The 14676-nt window shown below is 61.8% G+C and carries 15 protein-coding genes; 5 read left to right on the top strand and 10 right to left on the bottom strand.

What is annotated here, in order from left to right:
- Positions 1-60 precede the first annotated feature (60 nt).
- From I6E60_RS06005 to I6E60_RS05995, 3 genes are all read left to right on the top strand, one after another.
- Complete coding sequence (locus I6E60_RS06005; RefSeq protein ID WP_307841784.1) at positions 61-849, top strand: alpha/beta hydrolase; 789 nt, start codon at positions 61-63, stop codon at positions 847-849.
- Between the two features lie 388 nt (positions 850-1237).
- On the top strand, positions 1238-1516 hold the full coding sequence (locus I6E60_RS06000) for a hypothetical protein (protein ID WP_197123958.1): 279 nt from the start codon (positions 1238-1240) through the stop codon (positions 1514-1516).
- Positions 1517-1669: 153 nt separating this feature from the next.
- On the top strand, positions 1670-2110 hold the full coding sequence (locus I6E60_RS05995; protein ID WP_197123956.1) for an Hsp20/alpha crystallin family protein: 441 nt from the start codon (positions 1670-1672) through the stop codon (positions 2108-2110).
- A gap of 138 nt (positions 2111-2248) precedes the next feature.
- Here the strand turns inward: I6E60_RS05995 and fgd are convergent, their stop codons facing one another.
- From fgd to I6E60_RS05980, 3 genes are all read right to left on the bottom strand, one after another.
- Positions 2249-3265 carry a glucose-6-phosphate dehydrogenase (coenzyme-F420) gene (fgd, locus tag I6E60_RS05990; RefSeq protein WP_197179288.1) on the bottom strand — a complete coding sequence of 339 codons (1017 nt, stop codon included), beginning with the start codon at positions 3263-3265 and terminating at the stop codon, positions 2249-2251.
- 18 nt (positions 3266-3283) lie between these two features.
- On the bottom strand, positions 3284-3772 hold the full coding sequence (gene coaD, locus I6E60_RS05985) for a pantetheine-phosphate adenylyltransferase (RefSeq protein ID WP_197123952.1): 489 nt from the start codon (positions 3770-3772) through the stop codon (positions 3284-3286).
- 143 nt (positions 3773-3915) lie between these two features.
- Complete coding sequence (locus tag I6E60_RS05980; RefSeq protein WP_231601352.1) at positions 3916-6030, bottom strand: ATP-dependent DNA helicase RecG; 2115 nt, start codon at positions 6028-6030, stop codon at positions 3916-3918.
- Between the two features lie 116 nt (positions 6031-6146).
- Between I6E60_RS05980 and rsmD the strand changes: the two genes are divergently transcribed.
- A complete protein-coding gene (gene rsmD, locus I6E60_RS05975) occupies positions 6147-6719 on the top strand; it encodes a 16S rRNA (guanine(966)-N(2))-methyltransferase RsmD (protein ID WP_197179286.1) in 573 nt (190 codons plus the stop codon).
- Between the two features lie 19 nt (positions 6720-6738).
- Here the strand turns inward: rsmD and thiL are convergent, their stop codons facing one another.
- Positions 6739-7728 (bottom strand): thiamine-phosphate kinase, encoded by a 990-nt coding sequence (gene thiL / locus I6E60_RS05970; RefSeq protein ID WP_374189215.1) that lies wholly within the window; start codon positions 7726-7728, stop codon positions 6739-6741.
- 26 nt (positions 7729-7754) lie between these two features.
- Between thiL and I6E60_RS05965 the strand changes: the two genes are divergently transcribed.
- Positions 7755-8306, top strand: coding sequence for a DUF3515 family protein (locus tag I6E60_RS05965; protein WP_197155011.1), 552 nt, complete (start codon positions 7755-7757; stop codon positions 8304-8306).
- A gap of 6 nt (positions 8307-8312) precedes the next feature.
- Here the strand turns inward: I6E60_RS05965 and I6E60_RS05960 are convergent, their stop codons facing one another.
- Genes I6E60_RS05960 through leuC form a run of 6 tightly spaced genes read right to left on the bottom strand, consistent with a single transcriptional unit; the run spans position 8313 to position 14660 of the window.
- Positions 8313-9413, bottom strand: a complete 1101-nt coding sequence (locus I6E60_RS05960) for a D-alanine--D-alanine ligase family protein (protein ID WP_197123942.1) — start codon at positions 9411-9413, stop codon at positions 8313-8315.
- 3 nt (positions 9414-9416) lie between these two features.
- A complete protein-coding gene (locus tag I6E60_RS05955; RefSeq protein ID WP_197123940.1) occupies positions 9417-10448 on the bottom strand; it encodes an NAD(P)H-dependent glycerol-3-phosphate dehydrogenase in 1032 nt (343 codons plus the stop codon).
- 1 nt (position 10449) lies between these two features.
- On the bottom strand, positions 10450-11220 hold the full coding sequence (locus tag I6E60_RS05950) for a lysophospholipid acyltransferase family protein (RefSeq protein WP_307784395.1): 771 nt from the start codon (positions 11218-11220) through the stop codon (positions 10450-10452).
- A 7-nt stretch (positions 11221-11227) separates the two neighbouring features.
- Positions 11228-12595 (bottom strand): UDP-N-acetylglucosamine 1-carboxyvinyltransferase, encoded by a 1368-nt coding sequence (gene murA, locus I6E60_RS05945; protein ID WP_197125193.1) that lies wholly within the window; start codon positions 12593-12595, stop codon positions 11228-11230.
- Between the two features lie 8 nt (positions 12596-12603).
- Positions 12604-13200 (bottom strand): 3-isopropylmalate dehydratase small subunit, encoded by a 597-nt coding sequence (gene leuD / locus I6E60_RS05940; RefSeq protein WP_197123937.1) that lies wholly within the window; start codon positions 13198-13200, stop codon positions 12604-12606.
- The gene (gene leuC, locus I6E60_RS05935; RefSeq protein ID WP_197179282.1) at positions 13200-14660 is read right to left on the bottom strand and encodes a 3-isopropylmalate dehydratase large subunit; all 1461 of its coding nucleotides are present in this window, start codon (positions 14658-14660) and stop codon (positions 13200-13202) included. Before leuC ends, leuD begins: the two co-directional genes overlap by 1 nt.
- Positions 14661-14676 lie beyond the last annotated feature (16 nt).

Here is a 14676-nt window from a genome sequence, read left to right as displayed (position 1 = left end):
AGTATTGAATTGCCGTCGCGACGAGCGGATAATGGGCGACCTACTCACTGAGGAGTCGGCATGAATCTGGGCGCGTTTTCCACCAGCACCGCTAGTCCGCTCATGCACGTCATCCTCATTCCAGGGTTCTGGCTCGACGAAGCGTCGTGGGCCCCCATCACTCAGTCGCTGCGCGCTGCTGGCTACACTGTTCACCCGTTGACGCTTCCCGGTCTTCACCGCAACGACACCGACCGAGCAACCATCACTCTGGCCAACCACGTTGCCGCGGTGGTTGACGTCGTCGATAGCCTCACTCGCGACTATGACTGCGAGGATGACGCAGCGCACGACCAAACAGCGCCTCACATTGTGCTCGTGGCCCACAGCGGTGGCGGCCCCATCGCCCACGCTGTTGCGGATGCTCGCCCCACTTGCCTTGCGCGCATCGTTCACGTCGACACGGTGCCGCTCCCCCACGGGATGCCGATCAACGCCGACCTTCCGACAATCGATGGTGAGATTCCGCTGCCCGCCTGGGCGGTATTCGACGACGAAGACCTTGTTGATCTCACCGCTGAGCTGCGGGCCACATTTCGGGAGATGGCGATTCCGCAGCCCGCTCGCGTGGCAAGCGACCCGCAAAATCTGTCGACTCCGGCACGGTTTAGCGTTCCCGCCACAGTGATTTGTTGTGAGTTCACGAGCGAACAATTGCGGTCATGGATGCACGACTCTGAGCCATTCGCCTCAGAGCTTGCACGCCTCGACGACCTCGAGCTCGTTGACCTGCCCACCGGGCACTGGCCGCAGTTCACGAAGCCAGCTGAACTTGCCGAAGCAATCATCACGGCTGTGCATCGCAGCTAAATAGGGTCTTGTCCTCTACGAGCGCCCGTCCTACACTGAGCAAACGCCAACTATTGAAAGGAGCCTGACGTGTTTATGTTCATTACGACCAAGAACCCCACTACCGCCGGCTCCGTCGGCGCCCTCACCGCCTAACCGGTTAGCGTTCTCCGCTCACCGATTCTGACGGTGGCGGCGCTCACGGAGCACACGACCCAACTCGATCATCACGAGACCGCGTTCGACTGACGAGTCGGCACGCCCTCACCAGGGTTGCGCAGCACTCACAGTGATGATCACCCCTTCTCTGGCGACTCGCGATCGCTGAAGGATGCCGTTGGGTCGCCACCTGAAACAGCGCGCTCTGGCGCGCCATCCGCAACCTCTCTCTGTCACGAAAGTTTCCATCATGAACAAACTACTGGCGGCCTCGAAAGACCGCCACGCCCATCCGCCCGAACCTGACCCCGTCGAGAAGCCGCGCCCAGCGGCAGCACGTCGCGTGGGAGTCATCGACCGGCTTGCGCTGCATCTCGGCGTCGCACTCATCACGTGGAGCCGCCGGCCCCACCGTGCGCGACTGATCGCGTCGGCCGAGCTGCTGGCCGCACACCAGCTCCGTGATGAGCGCCTGGCTCACGCCAGAGCTCGCGCCGAGCAGAACTATCCGCGGTTCATCATCCGCTGAATTCGCCGCACTCGACCGCCGCTGGATCGCTCCGGCGGCGGTCGTTTCGTTCTCAGCGAATAGGAAGCGAAATTTCTTGGCACTCTCAGGTCGAGAATGCTAATTTTTTGATTGTTGAGTCACCGTGACTCAACTTTGAGAAAGGGGTTCCCCATGACACTGTCATTTGATCCTTTTGCCGAACTCGACCGGCTCACCGCAGCAGCCCAGTCCCGCGTCGGCGCCCAGCCGATGCCGGTCGATCTGTACCGCCAGGCCGACGAGTACGTCCTCACCGCCGACCTCCCGGGCATCGATCCGGGCTCCGTTGACGTCGACGTTGATGGCCAGTTGCTCACCATTCGCGCCGAACGCACCGCTGGCGAACGCGAGGGAGCCAAGTGGCTCTCTCAGGAACGTCGTTACGGTTCTTACTTGCGCCAGTTCAGCATTGGCGCCGGCATCGACCGCGACAACATCAGCGCCAGCTACGACAATGGCGTCTTGAGCGTCATTATTCCGGTCTCCGAGAAGGCAAAACCTCGAAAGATTGAGGTCAGCACCAACTCGGCGAACCAGGCTCGTTCAAGCGAAAAAGTCGCCGTCACGAGCTAGCCGACACCGGAACGTCGCCGCGTTCAACGGTGGCGCACAACAACGATGGGCGGATGCTTCACGCATCCGCCCATCGTTGGTTAAGCCTGTCGCACTAGGACCGTGCTCTCGCGCGACCCGCTGCGGTCAGAACGCGAGTTACAGCGCCCGCAATCGCGGTGCAATGTCGCGCTCGAAGAGCTCAAGGAAACGGCGCTGATCGTCGCCGGGCGCGTGGAAGACGAGGTGGTTGAGGCCCGCATCCACGTAGGGACGAATCTCTTCCACAATCTTGTCGGGATCATTGCCCACGATCCACCGCGAAGCGATTTGCTCGATCGGCAGAGCATCAGCAGCACGCTCCATCTCGATGGGGTCAGTGATGTCGTGCTTCTGATCCTTCGAGAGAGCAAGTGGCGCCCAGAAACGCGTGTTCTCGAGAGCAACGTCGGCATCGGTGTCGTAGGAGAGCTTGATTTCGATCATCCGGTCGATGTCTTCGAACTTGCGGTCCATCTTGGCCGCGCCCTCCTTCACACCGGGAATCAGCTTGTCGTTGTAGAGCTCCATGCCCTTACCCGAGGTGCAGATAAAACCGTCGCCGGCACGGCCCGCGTAGCGTGCAACCATCGGCCCACCGGCAGCGATATAGATCGGGATGGGCTGGTCAGGGCGGTCATAAATGCTCGCGTCGTGGGTGGAGTAGTACTCGCCATCGAAGGAGACGCGATCTTCGGTCCAGAGCGCTCGCATGAGACGGACTGATTCGCGCAAGCGAGCGAAACGCTCTTTGAACTCGGGCCACTCCTGCTCACCGGCACCACGGAATCCGGTGGCAATCTCATTGAGAGCCTCACCAGAACCAACACCCAACATGATGCGCCCCGGGTAGAGGCAACCCATCGTCGCGAACGCTTGAGCAAGCACAGCCGGGTTGTAACGGAACGTCGGCGTCATCACGCTCGTGCCGATCCGGATCGTGCTGGTGCGCTCCCCCACCGCGGCCATCCAGGTCAGCGAGAACGGAGCATGTCCGCCTTCGTGACGCCACGGCTGGAAGTGGTCGCTAACCGCAACACTCTCCATGCCGTGTGCTTCTGCGGCCACTGCGATCTCAACGAGTTCACGCGGGGCAAATTGTTCTGCTGACGCTTTGTATCCGAGGGTGAGTGTCATAAACCCATTGTGCCGGTGTTAGTCGCGCGGCGCTTGCAAAAACTCAGAAACCGAACGCGGAACATAGGGCGCGACGTCTCCGCCGAGCGCGGCAACCTGGCGCACGAGCGAACTAGACACGTGCGCATGAGCGGGGTTCGGCAGCATGAAAATCGTCTCTACCCCGGCGAGATCGCGGTTGACGATCGCCATAGGAGTTTCGTACGCGACATCCACTTGAGAACGGATGCCCTTGATGATGACACTCGCCCCGACATCGGTGCAATAGTCCACAAGAAGGCCCATACTCCAGCTAGTTACAAGGATGTTGCCCTCGAGGTGGGCGTCGGCAACGGCCTGCTCGATGAGCGAGACGCGTTGCGCAATCGGCAAAAGCGCGGTCTTGCCCGGGTTGTGCACGACCAGAACGTGCACTTCGTCAAAGGTTTTCGCTGCCCGCTCAATCACATCGAGGTGGCCAAGGGTGACAGGGTCAAACGACCCAGGAACAACAGCGATCCGACTCATGCTCCCACGATAGCCGCTCGGTGCTCATTGGCGCGTGGGAGTTCGCTGTGTGGGGAAATCTGGCGCAACACAGCAAAGTGCGCGGTGGGAGCGCTGCCTGCCGCGGGCCGGCGTTCGAGCGCGCAAGCTTGCGAGCGGAAGCGCTAGTTCTTGCCGAGGAACGCTTCGGCACTTTCGTCAAGACGACGCTTGAGTGCTTCGGCGAGCGCCGGATGCTCCGCCAAGGTCGGGTCTGCGACCAACAGCGCCTGAGCCGCCTCGCGCGCTTCGGTGATGAGTTGACCATCGTTGGCAACTCGCAGCAGCTTGAGGCTCGAACGCCCACCCGACTGCACGCCGCCAAGCACATCGCCTTCGCGGCGCAGTTCGAGGTCTTTGTTGGCGAGTTCGAAACCATCGAGAGTGGATGCCACAGCCTCGACGCGTTCGCGTGCCAACGACTCCACCTCGGCTGCCGTGACGAACAGGCACAGCCCCGGAACGCCACCTCGACCAACCCGGCCGCGCAACTGGTGCAACTGAGAGACCCCGAAACGATCAGCGTCGAGCACCACCATCACCGAGGCGTTGGGTACGTCGACACCAACCTCGATGACTGTTGTCGCCACGAGCACATCGATGTCGCCCGCGGCGAAGGCGCGCATGAGCTCGTCTTTCTCCTCGCTCGAGAGCTTGCCGTGGAGCGCCTCAATCCGTTTGCCCGCGAGAACCTCGTTGCTGCGGAGCGACGCCAGCACCTCGGTCACGTTGGCGATCGGGCGCGGTGGTCCGGCATCCGGGTCATCGGAGACAGCGGGCGTCGGCTCGCTGCCGGGCTCTTCAGTCTTGGCGTCGATGGCGGGGCACACGACGAAGCCCTGGCGACCGATGGCGAGTTCTTCTGCCAGCCGTTGCCAGACGCGCGACACCCAGCCCGGTTTCTCGGCGAGCGGCACGACGTGGCTGCTGATGGGCTGACGGCCAGCGGGCAACTCAGCGATCGACGAAATATCGAGGTCACCGAACACGGTCATCGCGACCGTACGCGGGATGGGCGTTGCCGTGAGCACGAGAACGTGGGGAGGCTTCGCGCCCTTGAGCCGTAGCGCTTCGCGCTGGTCGACGCCAAAACGGTGCTGCTCATCAACGACGACGAGACCGAGATCGACAAACGTGACCGCGTCGCCCAGGAGGGCGTGCGTGCCGATCACGATGCGAGACGCCCCCGACACGGTCGCCAGCAGCGCCTTCTTGCGCTCTGCTGTCGGCAGCTGGCCCGTGATGAGGGTCGGGCGCAGTTCGGCCGCGAGATCGGGGCCCAGCGTGCGGATGATCGAACGGAAATGTTGATGCGCCAAAACCTCAGTGGGAGCCAGCAACGCTGATTGCCCACCCGACTGCGCGACCGCGAGCATCGCCCGCAGCGCGACCAGAGTCTTACCGGAACCCACCTCACCCTGCACGAGTCGATTCATCGGAACCGGCTGCGCCATGTCGTGGAAGATTTCCTCCCCCACGGTGTGCTGATCACCCGTGAGAGTGAACGGCAACGCTGCGTCGAAGCCTTCGAGCAGTGGGCCGGCCGTGCGTGCGATGGCTTCAGATTCGCGCTGCTTCTGACGCTGTTGCAGAAGCGCCGACTGCAGAACGAATGCTTCCTGAAAACGCAGGGTGTCGCGAGCTGCCCGCCAGTCCGAGTCAACCTTCGGGCGGTGCACCTGCTCAAGCGCCTTCGCAAACGGAAGTAACTCGCGTTCGCGACGAACGGCATCCGGAACCGGGTCATCAAGCGGGCCAAGCGTATCGAGCACAACCTCGACGGCTTTCTGAATTTGCCAACTCGCGACCGTGGACGTCGCCGGATAAATGGGGATCGGCTGCTCGGCCCACGACTTGGCCTGCTCGGGCTTCTTGAGCTCAAGAGCATCCCGGTCGAAGAGTTCGTAGTCGGGGTGCGCGAGCTGACGTGTGCCGCGATATTGGCCGACCTTGCCCGCAAAGATTCCGCGCACCCCCGGCGTCAACTCATTGGCACGCCAAGCCTGATTGAAGAACGTGAGAGTCAGGATGCCCGTGCCGTCGCTGATCGACACCTCAAGAATCGAGCCGCGCTTGTTGCGCATCGGACGATTGCGCACTTCGCGCACTTCGGCCACGATCGTCACTGCCTCATCCAACGGCAATTGAGCCAGCGCAGTGAGTTCGCCCCGTCTCGCGTACCGCCGCGGATAGTGGGTCATCAGATCGCCGACCGTGAGCAGGCCAAGACCGCGCTGCATCGAAGTAGCGGTGCGCCCGCCCAAGACGGCGCTGAGCTTCTGGTCAAGGGGCGAGGTCACCCTAGAAGAGTACCGGGGACCACTGGCGTTCTTCAGACGGCTAGGCTCGGAATGCTATGACACGCATCATCGCCGGATACGCCGGCTCCCTCACCATTGCCGTCCCGAGCGCGGGCACACGGCCCACCAGCGACCGCCTGCGCGAAGCGATCTTCTCGGCGCTCGAAGCCCGCGACGCCATCGAGGGCGCCCGCGTGCTCGACCTCTACGCCGGCACCGGAGCGCTCGGGCTCGAATCCGCCTCGCGCGGCGCACCCCACGTCACCCTCGTCGAGAACAACGCTCGCGCCGCAGCCACCTGCCGCAAGAACGCGACCCTCATCGCGGCAAAGGCTCCGCGCGGCTCAAAGCCGATCATTCTGACCGCCGCTCGCGCCGTGCACACCTTCTTAGAGACATCCGGTGATCAGTGGGATCTCGTCTTCATCGACCCGCCCTACGAACTCGGCAACGGTGAACTGCTCGTGGCGCTCGAACTGCTCGCCAACCAGCTCAGCCCCGACGCGGTCGTGATCGTGGAACGCAGTTCTCGCGACCCCGAACCGGAATGGCCCGCTGGGCTCGAACTCGACCGTCGCAAAGACTACGGCGACACCACGCTCTACTGGGTTCAGCCGACGGAGGCATAGCCTGCCGGCACTTCGGCGATCAGCCGACGGCGCCGTCCCAGCCCGCATAGGGATCCCAGCCGCCACGTTCGGTGTACGCAACGCCATCAACAAGCACGCCCTCGCCCTCGACGACGCGACCGATAGCGCGGAAGCCCGCTGGCAGTGGAGTCGCTTCAGGAAACGTCGCGAGCAATGAGTGGTCTTCCCCACCGTCGAGCTGCGCCCGACCACCCACCGCTTCGGATGACAAATCAAGCCCAACGCCACTAGCGGTGGCAACGCGGCGAGCATCAATCGCGAGCCCGTCGCTCAGGTCGAGCATGGCCGTGGCTCCTCCGAGAGCGGCGGCTTTGCCGTCCGCGATCGGGGGTGTTGGCCTGAGTTGGGCGGCGATGGCATCGGGATGCGTTGTCGCGAGGGCTGCGGCGGCTGCGGCATCCGGTTCGCCATCAGCGACGCCCTCGCGGAACAACAACCGCAGGCCCTCCGCCGCGAGGCCGAGCGTGCCCGAGACCGCAATAATGTCCCCGATCTGGGCACCAGAACGCAGAACCGGGGCGCGCCCTTCGAGATCGCCAAAGGCCGTGATGACAATCGTGAGCACTGTGGACACCGAGAGGTCACCGCCGATTACTCCGCTTCCCGGAGCGAGCGTGTCGCAGCCCTCGCGGAGCCCGTCGGCGATTGCTTCAAGCGCCGAGACAGGGGTGTCGTTGGGGGCAGCAATCGCCACAACCAGGCCCGTGGGCACCGCGCCCATCGCCGCGATATCCGAGAGGTTTGTGGCAGCTGCTTTCCAGCCGAGATCGTACGGAGACGACCACGCGAGCCGAAAGTCAGGGCCATGGATCATCATGTCGGTCGTGATCACGACACGCTTGTCTGGCGTTGCCAACACGGCAGAGTCATCGCCCGGCCCGAGAAGCTCTGCCGCAGCAGAAGGCAGTCGCGGAAAGATGCGCTTCAGCGCGGCAAGCTCACCCACGCCGCCGAGAGTGTCAAGGGTCTCGCTCGCGCGGTCAATCATCATGAACTCACGGTAGCCTGAAGGCGATGAGAACGACGACCCGCACCCCCATAATCGCGATGCTCGCGATAGTTCCTCTGCTGGCAACGCTGGGCGGATGCGCGGCAATCGTTCCGCTCGAGCCGGCGGATGATGCGGCCAACCCTTCCTGCGCCGACGTCATCGTGCGCCTCCCCGACACTGTCGCGGGTCTCGACAAGCGCGAAACCAATGCTCAGGGCACGGGAGCGTGGGGCGAACCGGCCATGATCTTATTGCGCTGTGGCGTAGCAGTGCCCGATCCCACCGCCGAACTCGCCTGCGTTACTGCCCCGGAAGATGGCATCGACTGGCTGCGCGATGACAGCGACGCCCCCAACTACGTCTTTACCTCGTACGGCCGCGATCCCGCCGTACAGGTAATCGTCGATAGCGATGGTGACCCCGACGTCGATGGCGACGAGGTCTCGGGCTTTGATGCTCTCAGCCAGCTTGCTGGCGCCGTCAGTCAGGTGCCAGCCGACCGCTTCTGCGTCGGATTCTCCGACACCATTGCGCCGAGCGAGACCGCTGAACCCAGCGACGACGAATCCGAATAGCTCGCGTTAGCGAACGGTTTCCAACCCGATCTCGATGAGTTCGTTGATCAATTCGGGGTAGCTCATGCCGCTTGCAGCCCAGCACTTGGGGAACATCGAGATCGGTGTAAAGCCAGGCAACGTATTGATTTCGTTGACCACAAATTCGGTGCCGTCAAAGAAGAAGTCGACTCGGGCGAGCCCCGCTCCGCCGATGGATTCGAAGGCGCGCGCAGCGGTGCGCTGCATTTGCCACAGTTCGCCATCTCGCAGAGGTGCTGGGCAAATCAGTTCGGCGGCAGAGACGTCGAGATACTTGGCGTCGAAATCGTAGAAGTCGCGGCCGGTCACCACGATCTCACCGGCGACACTCACGCGAGTTTCGCCACCGTCGCGGCCCGAGAGCACGCCGCACTCAATCTCGCGGCCCGTCATCGCCTGTTCAACAAGCGCTGTCGAGTCTTCGGCAAAGGCGGTCGCAAAAGCAGCATCTAGCTCTTCGGCGCTCGAGACCTTGGTCACTCCGACCGAGGACCCTGCGCGTGCAGGCTTTACAAAGACAGGGAAACCGAGGCTGGATGCGCGCTGACGCCACACATCCGGAGTGCGTTGCCACTGCTGCGCCGACACCGTCACCCAGGGGGCCACTGCAACGCCAGCCGCCTCAAGGGCGAGCTTCGTGAAGTGCTTGTTCATGCCCATAGCGGACGCCAGCACGCCGTTGCCGACATACGGCAGACCGGTGAGCTCGATGAGTCCTTGCACTGTTCCGTCTTCACCGAATGGGCCGTGCAGGATGGGGAACACCACATCAACATCACCGAGGCTGCGCGTGGTGCCATCGGCATCCGTGATCGTCAGCTCGTTTGTGGCAGCTGATTCCGGCCAGTGCACTCGCGTGCCGTTGTCGACCACCTCGGGCATCGCGTCGGGGTTAAGCCGAAACATCTCTGCGTCGTCGGGTTGGAGAGTGAAGGCACCCTCGCGTGTGATGCCGACCGGGATGACCGTGTACTTGTCGCGGTCGATCGCCGAAAGAACGCCACCGGCGGTTGCGCAGCTAATGCTGTGTTCCGAAGAACGACCACCGAACAGCAAAACCACGGTTGTTGTGGGCTGGGCCGTCATCGTTTACTCCCCCTGAGGAAGGTCGTCTGTGGTCAAATGTGGGGCGATATCGCGCGGGGCGAGCGTGCCAGCCAAGACTTCAGCTACTTGGCTCGCGATGGGCATATCAACGCCTTTGGAAAGGGCAAGCTCAAGGATAGGTGCCACCGAGGAAAGGCCTTCAGCGGTCTGGTTCATCTGCTTGATGACTTCAGAGAAGCTGTAGCCCTGGCCGAGAAGTCGACCGGCAGTGTTGTTGCGCGAGAGCGATGACTCGCACGTTGCGATGAGGTCGCCCAGGCCTGCAAGCCCCGCGAGCGTTTCGGGTCGGGCGCCGAAGGCGACGGAGAAGTCTGTCATCTCAGCGAGGCCTCGAGTAATGATCGACGCCTTGGTGTTCTCGCCGTAGCCAACACCATCCACGATTCCGATCGCCACAGCGATGAGGTTCTTGAGCACTCCGCCAAATTCGGTACCGATGACATCGGTATTCACGAAGGAACGGAAGTAGCGGTTGCGGGCCGTGACCGCGACGGCGGTGGCGGTTTCGAGGCTTGCGCTGCTCATAACCGCTGCGGTCGGTTGCTCCTTGGCAATCTCCAGAGCCAGATTGGGGCCGGATGCCACGGCAACACGATTCGGATCGACGCCGAGTTCTTGCAGAATCACTTCGCTCATCCGCGCTCCGGTGCCCTTTTCGACACCCTTCATGAGCGAGACGATAATGGCGTTTTCGGGGATGAGTTCGCGCACGATGCGCAGATTCTCCCGCAGCGACTGCGCCGGAACCGAGAGGTACACCTGCTCGGCGCCATCCAGAACTTCATGCAGCTTGTCGCTGGACCACAACGAGCGCGGGAGGTTGATGCCTGGAAGATAGTCGCTATTGCGCTTGGACTGCGTGATCTCGCGGGCCAACTCGGGGCGGCGAGCCCAGAGCGCAACATCGTTGCCGCCGTCGGCCAAAATCTTGGAGAAAGTGGTGCCCCAGGAGCCCGCACCAAGAACGGCGACGCGACGAGGGGTTTCTGGCGCTCCGGCGCTACCGCTCAGCACGTTACTTGCTCTCGAATCGGCCGGTCTCGCTCTGACCATGGTCTGCGGGGTTGTACCGCGCAGCGGGAGCAGTTTCTCCCCGAATTTCTTCGAGCAGCGACGTGATGGCAGTCATGAGTTTCTCCGTTACCTCAGCGAGCAATCGCGAATCCAGATTTCTGCCTTCGAACTCAGACAAATCTAGGGGTTCACCAAAACGAACGTGAACAGTCTTTCGGGGAAAAACACTAATACGTTTTGAATAGCGGGGCAGAATTTCTTGGGCGCCCCAACTCGCCGCCGGAATCAACGGGATGCCGGCCTCGAGCGCGGTGCGCACAGCACCGTGCTTTCCTCGCATGGGCCACATATCGGGCTCCCGCGTTAGCGAACCTTCCGGATACACCACCACAGCAAGCCCCTGATCAGCAATCTGACGGGCGGCCTTCAACGGGTCGCCACTCTCCCGGCCGCGCGGAACACGTTCGACCGGAACCTGGCCCGATTTCTTCAACAGCCATCCCGCTACGGGGACTTTGAACAGCGATGCTTTTGCCATGTAGCGCGGCATCCGCCCAATCTTCCACATGGCAACACCAATCACGACAGGATCGATGTTGCTGTAGTGATTGGGAGAGATCACAAACGCACCCTCGGCGGGCACATTGTGTGAGTCATGCAACTTAAATTTCGCCAAGACGGTCATCGTGGGAAGCAACAAGAATGCGAGCACACGGAACGCGGCAGTCTTCTCAGACTTAACGCGTCGGGGGCCATTAGAGCCAGATGACACCGGCGACTTATCCTTCGTAGACGAAGTCGGCACCGAGTGATTCAAGCTTGTCGATGAAGTGTTCGTAACCGCGCGCAATAATCCCGATGTTGCTGACAGTCGACTGACCATCAGCGGTCAACGCTGCAATGAGGTGACTGAAACCACCGCGAAGGTCAGGGATCTCAACATCCGCACCATGCAGTGGCGTCGGGCCAATAATGACGGCAGCTTGCTCCAGAGGGCGACGAGGAACGCGGCGACTGACCGACTCAATTCCTGCTTCGAAGACTTCGATATTTGCACCCATCTCAACGAGCGCTGAGGTGAAGCCCAAACGGTTCTCGTACACCGTCTCGTGAACCACGGAACGACCCTCGGCCTGAGTGAGCGCAACGATCAGGGGCTGCTGCCAATCCGTCATGAAACCCGGGTGCACATCGGTTTCAATGACAACGGGCTTGAGCGCACCACCGGGATGCCAGAAGCGGATGCCGTCTTCAGCAATATCGAACGCGCCGCCCACCTTGCGGAAGATGTTCAAGAACGTCATGAGTTCCTGCTGCAGCGCACCCTCAACGAAGATGTCTCCGCCGGTGGCGAGAGCTGCCGATGCCCAGCTTGCGGCCTCATTGCGGTCGAAGAGTGCGCGGTGGTTGTAGCCGGTGAGCTTCTCGACGCCCTCAATGAAGATGACGCGGTTGGGCTCGACATTGATGATCGCGCCCATCTTTTGCAAGATGGCGATGAGATCCATGATCTCGGGCTCGATAGCCGCGCCCTTGAGCTCGGTGACGCCCTTGGCGAGAACGGCGGTGAGCAACACTTGTTCGGTTGCTCCCACGCTCGGGTACGGCAGATCGATGTCAGCGCCGTGGAGGCCGTCAGGAGCGGTGAGACGGATGCCTTCATAGCTCTTGTCGACGACGGCACCAAAGGCACGCAGTGCATCCAGGTGGAAGTCGATAGGGCGGTCACCAATGCGGCATCCACCGAGGTCAGGAATCAACGCTTCGCCGAGGCGGTGCAGCAACGGTCCGCAGAAGAGGATCGGGATGCGGCTAGAGCCCGCGAGCGCATCAATTTTGGCGAAGTGTGCCTTGAGCACATTCTTGGGGTCGAGGGTCAGCTCGCCGTCGCCCGTCTCAGTGACAGTGACGCCATAGGCCTCAAGCATTCCGGTAACAACACCAACATCGCTAATGGCCGGAACGTCTTTGAGCACACTCGGGGTGTCAGCGAGAAGTGCTGCCACCATGGCTTTTGTCGCGAGGTTCTTCGCGCCGCGAACGTTGATGCGTCCACGAAGAGGCTTTCCACCATTAATGACGATTTGGTTGGAATGCAGTCCGGATCGCTTGGCTGCCGCTGTTGCGTCTTGAGCCAATGGATTCATCGTTACCTCTACTTCGCTGGCAAGGTTGTCGGGCGCCATGCTTCTCGGTGCCCTTCGAACTCCGTGATATCTGATTCGTTTCTCAGAGTGAGACCGATGTCATCGAGCCCTTCGAGCAAACGCCACCTAGTGTAATCATCAATCTCGAAAGAGAACTGTGCTGAACCGGCAGACACCGAACGGGTCTCAAGATCGACGGTGATTTCGAGTTCGGGGTCGGCTTCTACGAGCGCCCACAAGGTCTCGATATCTTCTTCGGCGAGCTGCGCGGCGAGAAGCCCCTGCTTGCCCGAGTTTCCGCGGAAAATGTCGCCAAAACGCGAGCTGAGAACGGCTTGGAAGCCGAAGTCACGAAGCGCCCACACGGCGTGCTCCCGACTAGAGCCGGTGCCGAAGTCTGAGCCTGCGATGAGAATCTTGCCGTGGCTATAAGGTTCACGGTTAAGGATGAAGTCAGGGTCTTGGCGCCAGCGGAAGAAGAGAGCGTCTTCGAAGCCGGTTTTCGTTACTCGCTTGAGAAACTCGGCGGGGATGATCTGGTCGGTATCGACGTTGCTGCGCTTGAGCGGAACAGCGTTGCCACGGATAGTCGTAATCTTGTCCATTAGCGCGACTCCTCTGCGGTGGTGCTGGCTGAAACGAGCTGCTCGGGCAGCGGGCTGTTCTCCAAATCCCAGGGGCTGGAAAGCGTTCCGCGGATGGCGGTTGCGGCGGCAACGAGGGGCGACACCAGATGGGTGCGCCCTCCCTTGCCTTGGCGACCTTCGAAGTTGCGATTACTAGTGGAAGCGCAACGCTCTCCCGGAGCCAGTTGGTCGGGATTCATGCCGAGACACATTGAGCATCCCGCAAAGCGCCATTCGGCGCCGAACTCTTCCACAATCTTGTCGATGCCTTCGGCTTCAGCCTCGATACGAACGCGGGCAGACCCGGGAACGACCATGACGCGCACGTGATCAGACTTCTTGCGCCCCTTGATGATCGACGCGAATGCTCGCAAATCTTCAATGCGGCTGTTGGTGCACGAGCCCATGAAGACGGCATCCACGGCAATATCTTTCATCGCCATGCCAGCGTCAAGCGCCATATATTCGAGGGCACGCTCGGCTGACGCACGCTCGTTGGGGTCGGCGATGTCAGCGGGCACGGGAACGTTCTCGCTGAGCGAGACGCCCTGGCCGGGGTTAGTTCCCCACGTGACGAATGGCTCGAGTGTGTTCGCATCGAGGAAGACTTCGGCATCGAAGACGGCATCATCGTCGGTGGCGAGGGTGTTCCAGTACTCAACGGCGGCATCCCAGTCGGCGCCTTCGGGAGCGTGCGCGCGACCCTTGAGGTAGTCGTAGGTGATCTGGTCAGGCGCGATCATGCCGGCGCGAGCGCCAGCCTCGATCGACATGTTGCAGATCGTCATGCGGCCCTCCATGGAGAGCGAGCGGATGGCGCTGCCGCGGAATTCGAGGACGTAACCTTGGCCTCCGCCGGTTCCAATCTGCGCGATGACGGCAAGAATGATGTCTTTCGCGGTGACGCCGGGGCGCAGCTCGCCCTCGACGGTGATCGCCATCGTCTTGAAGGCTTTCAGCGGAAGAGTTTGAGTGGCGAGCACGTGCTCGACTTCACTCGTGCCGATACCGAATGCCATGGCACCGAAGGCACCGTGGGTGCTCGTGTGCGAGTCGCCGCAGACCACGGTGATGCCGGGCATTGTCAGCCCGAGCTGCGGGCCGACAACGTGAACGATGCCCTGCTCGATGTCGCCGAGCGAGTGCAGGCGCACTCCAAACTCTTTGGCGTTATTGCGCAGCGTCTGAATCTGCGTGCGACTCGTGAGGTCAGCGATCGGCTTGTGGATCGCGAGCGTCGGGGTGTTGTGGTCTTCGGTCGCGATCGTGAGATCAGGGCGGCGAACGGGGCGGCCGGCCATCCGCAGTCCGTCGAATGCTTGGGGGCTTGTGACTTCGTGCACAAGGTGAAGATCAATGTAGATAAGGTCGGGCGTGCCATCGGCACCCTTAACGACCAGATGGTCATCCCACACTTTCTCTGCCAGGGTCTTGCCCATAGCGCACCTCTTTCGA

It is taken from the genome of Salinibacterium sp. SWN167 (genome assembly GCF_015864665.1).
Classification (GTDB): Bacteria; Actinomycetota; Actinomycetes; order Actinomycetales; family Microbacteriaceae; genus Rhodoglobus.
This window is presented reverse-complemented; position numbering and strand designations above follow the sequence as displayed.

Excerpts from the sequence above, each read along its gene's own strand:
- I6E60_RS06005 (WP_307841784.1), top strand. The coding sequence starts at position 61 with ATGAATCTGGGCGCGTTTTCCACCAGCACCGCTAGTCCGCTCATGCAC.
- I6E60_RS06000 (WP_197123958.1), top strand. The coding sequence starts at position 1,238 with ATGAACAAACTACTGGCGGCCTCGAAAGACCGCCACGCCCATCCGCCC.
- I6E60_RS05995 (WP_197123956.1), top strand. The coding sequence starts at position 1,670 with ATGACACTGTCATTTGATCCTTTTGCCGAACTCGACCGGCTCACCGCA.
- fgd (WP_197179288.1), bottom strand. The coding sequence starts at position 3,265 with ATGACACTCACCCTCGGATACAAAGCGTCAGCAGAACAATTTGCCCCG.
- coaD (WP_197123952.1), bottom strand. The coding sequence starts at position 3,772 with ATGAGTCGGATCGCTGTTGTTCCTGGGTCGTTTGACCCTGTCACCCTT.
- I6E60_RS05980 (WP_231601352.1), bottom strand. The coding sequence starts at position 6,030 with ATGCAGCGCGGTCTTGGCCTGCTCACGGTCGGCGATCTGATGACCCAC.
- rsmD (WP_197179286.1), top strand. The coding sequence starts at position 6,147 with ATGACACGCATCATCGCCGGATACGCCGGCTCCCTCACCATTGCCGTC.
- thiL (WP_374189215.1), bottom strand. The coding sequence starts at position 7,728 with ATGATTGACCGCGCGAGCGAGACCCTTGACACTCTCGGCGGCGTGGGT.
- I6E60_RS05965 (WP_197155011.1), top strand. The coding sequence starts at position 7,755 with ATGAGAACGACGACCCGCACCCCCATAATCGCGATGCTCGCGATAGTT.
- I6E60_RS05960 (WP_197123942.1), bottom strand. The coding sequence starts at position 9,413 with ATGACGGCCCAGCCCACAACAACCGTGGTTTTGCTGTTCGGTGGTCGT.
- murA (WP_197125193.1), bottom strand. The coding sequence starts at position 12,595 with ATGAATCCATTGGCTCAAGACGCAACAGCGGCAGCCAAGCGATCCGGA.
- leuD (WP_197123937.1), bottom strand. The coding sequence starts at position 13,200 with ATGGACAAGATTACGACTATCCGTGGCAACGCTGTTCCGCTCAAGCGC.
- leuC (WP_197179282.1), bottom strand. The coding sequence starts at position 14,660 with ATGGGCAAGACCCTGGCAGAGAAAGTGTGGGATGACCATCTGGTCGTT.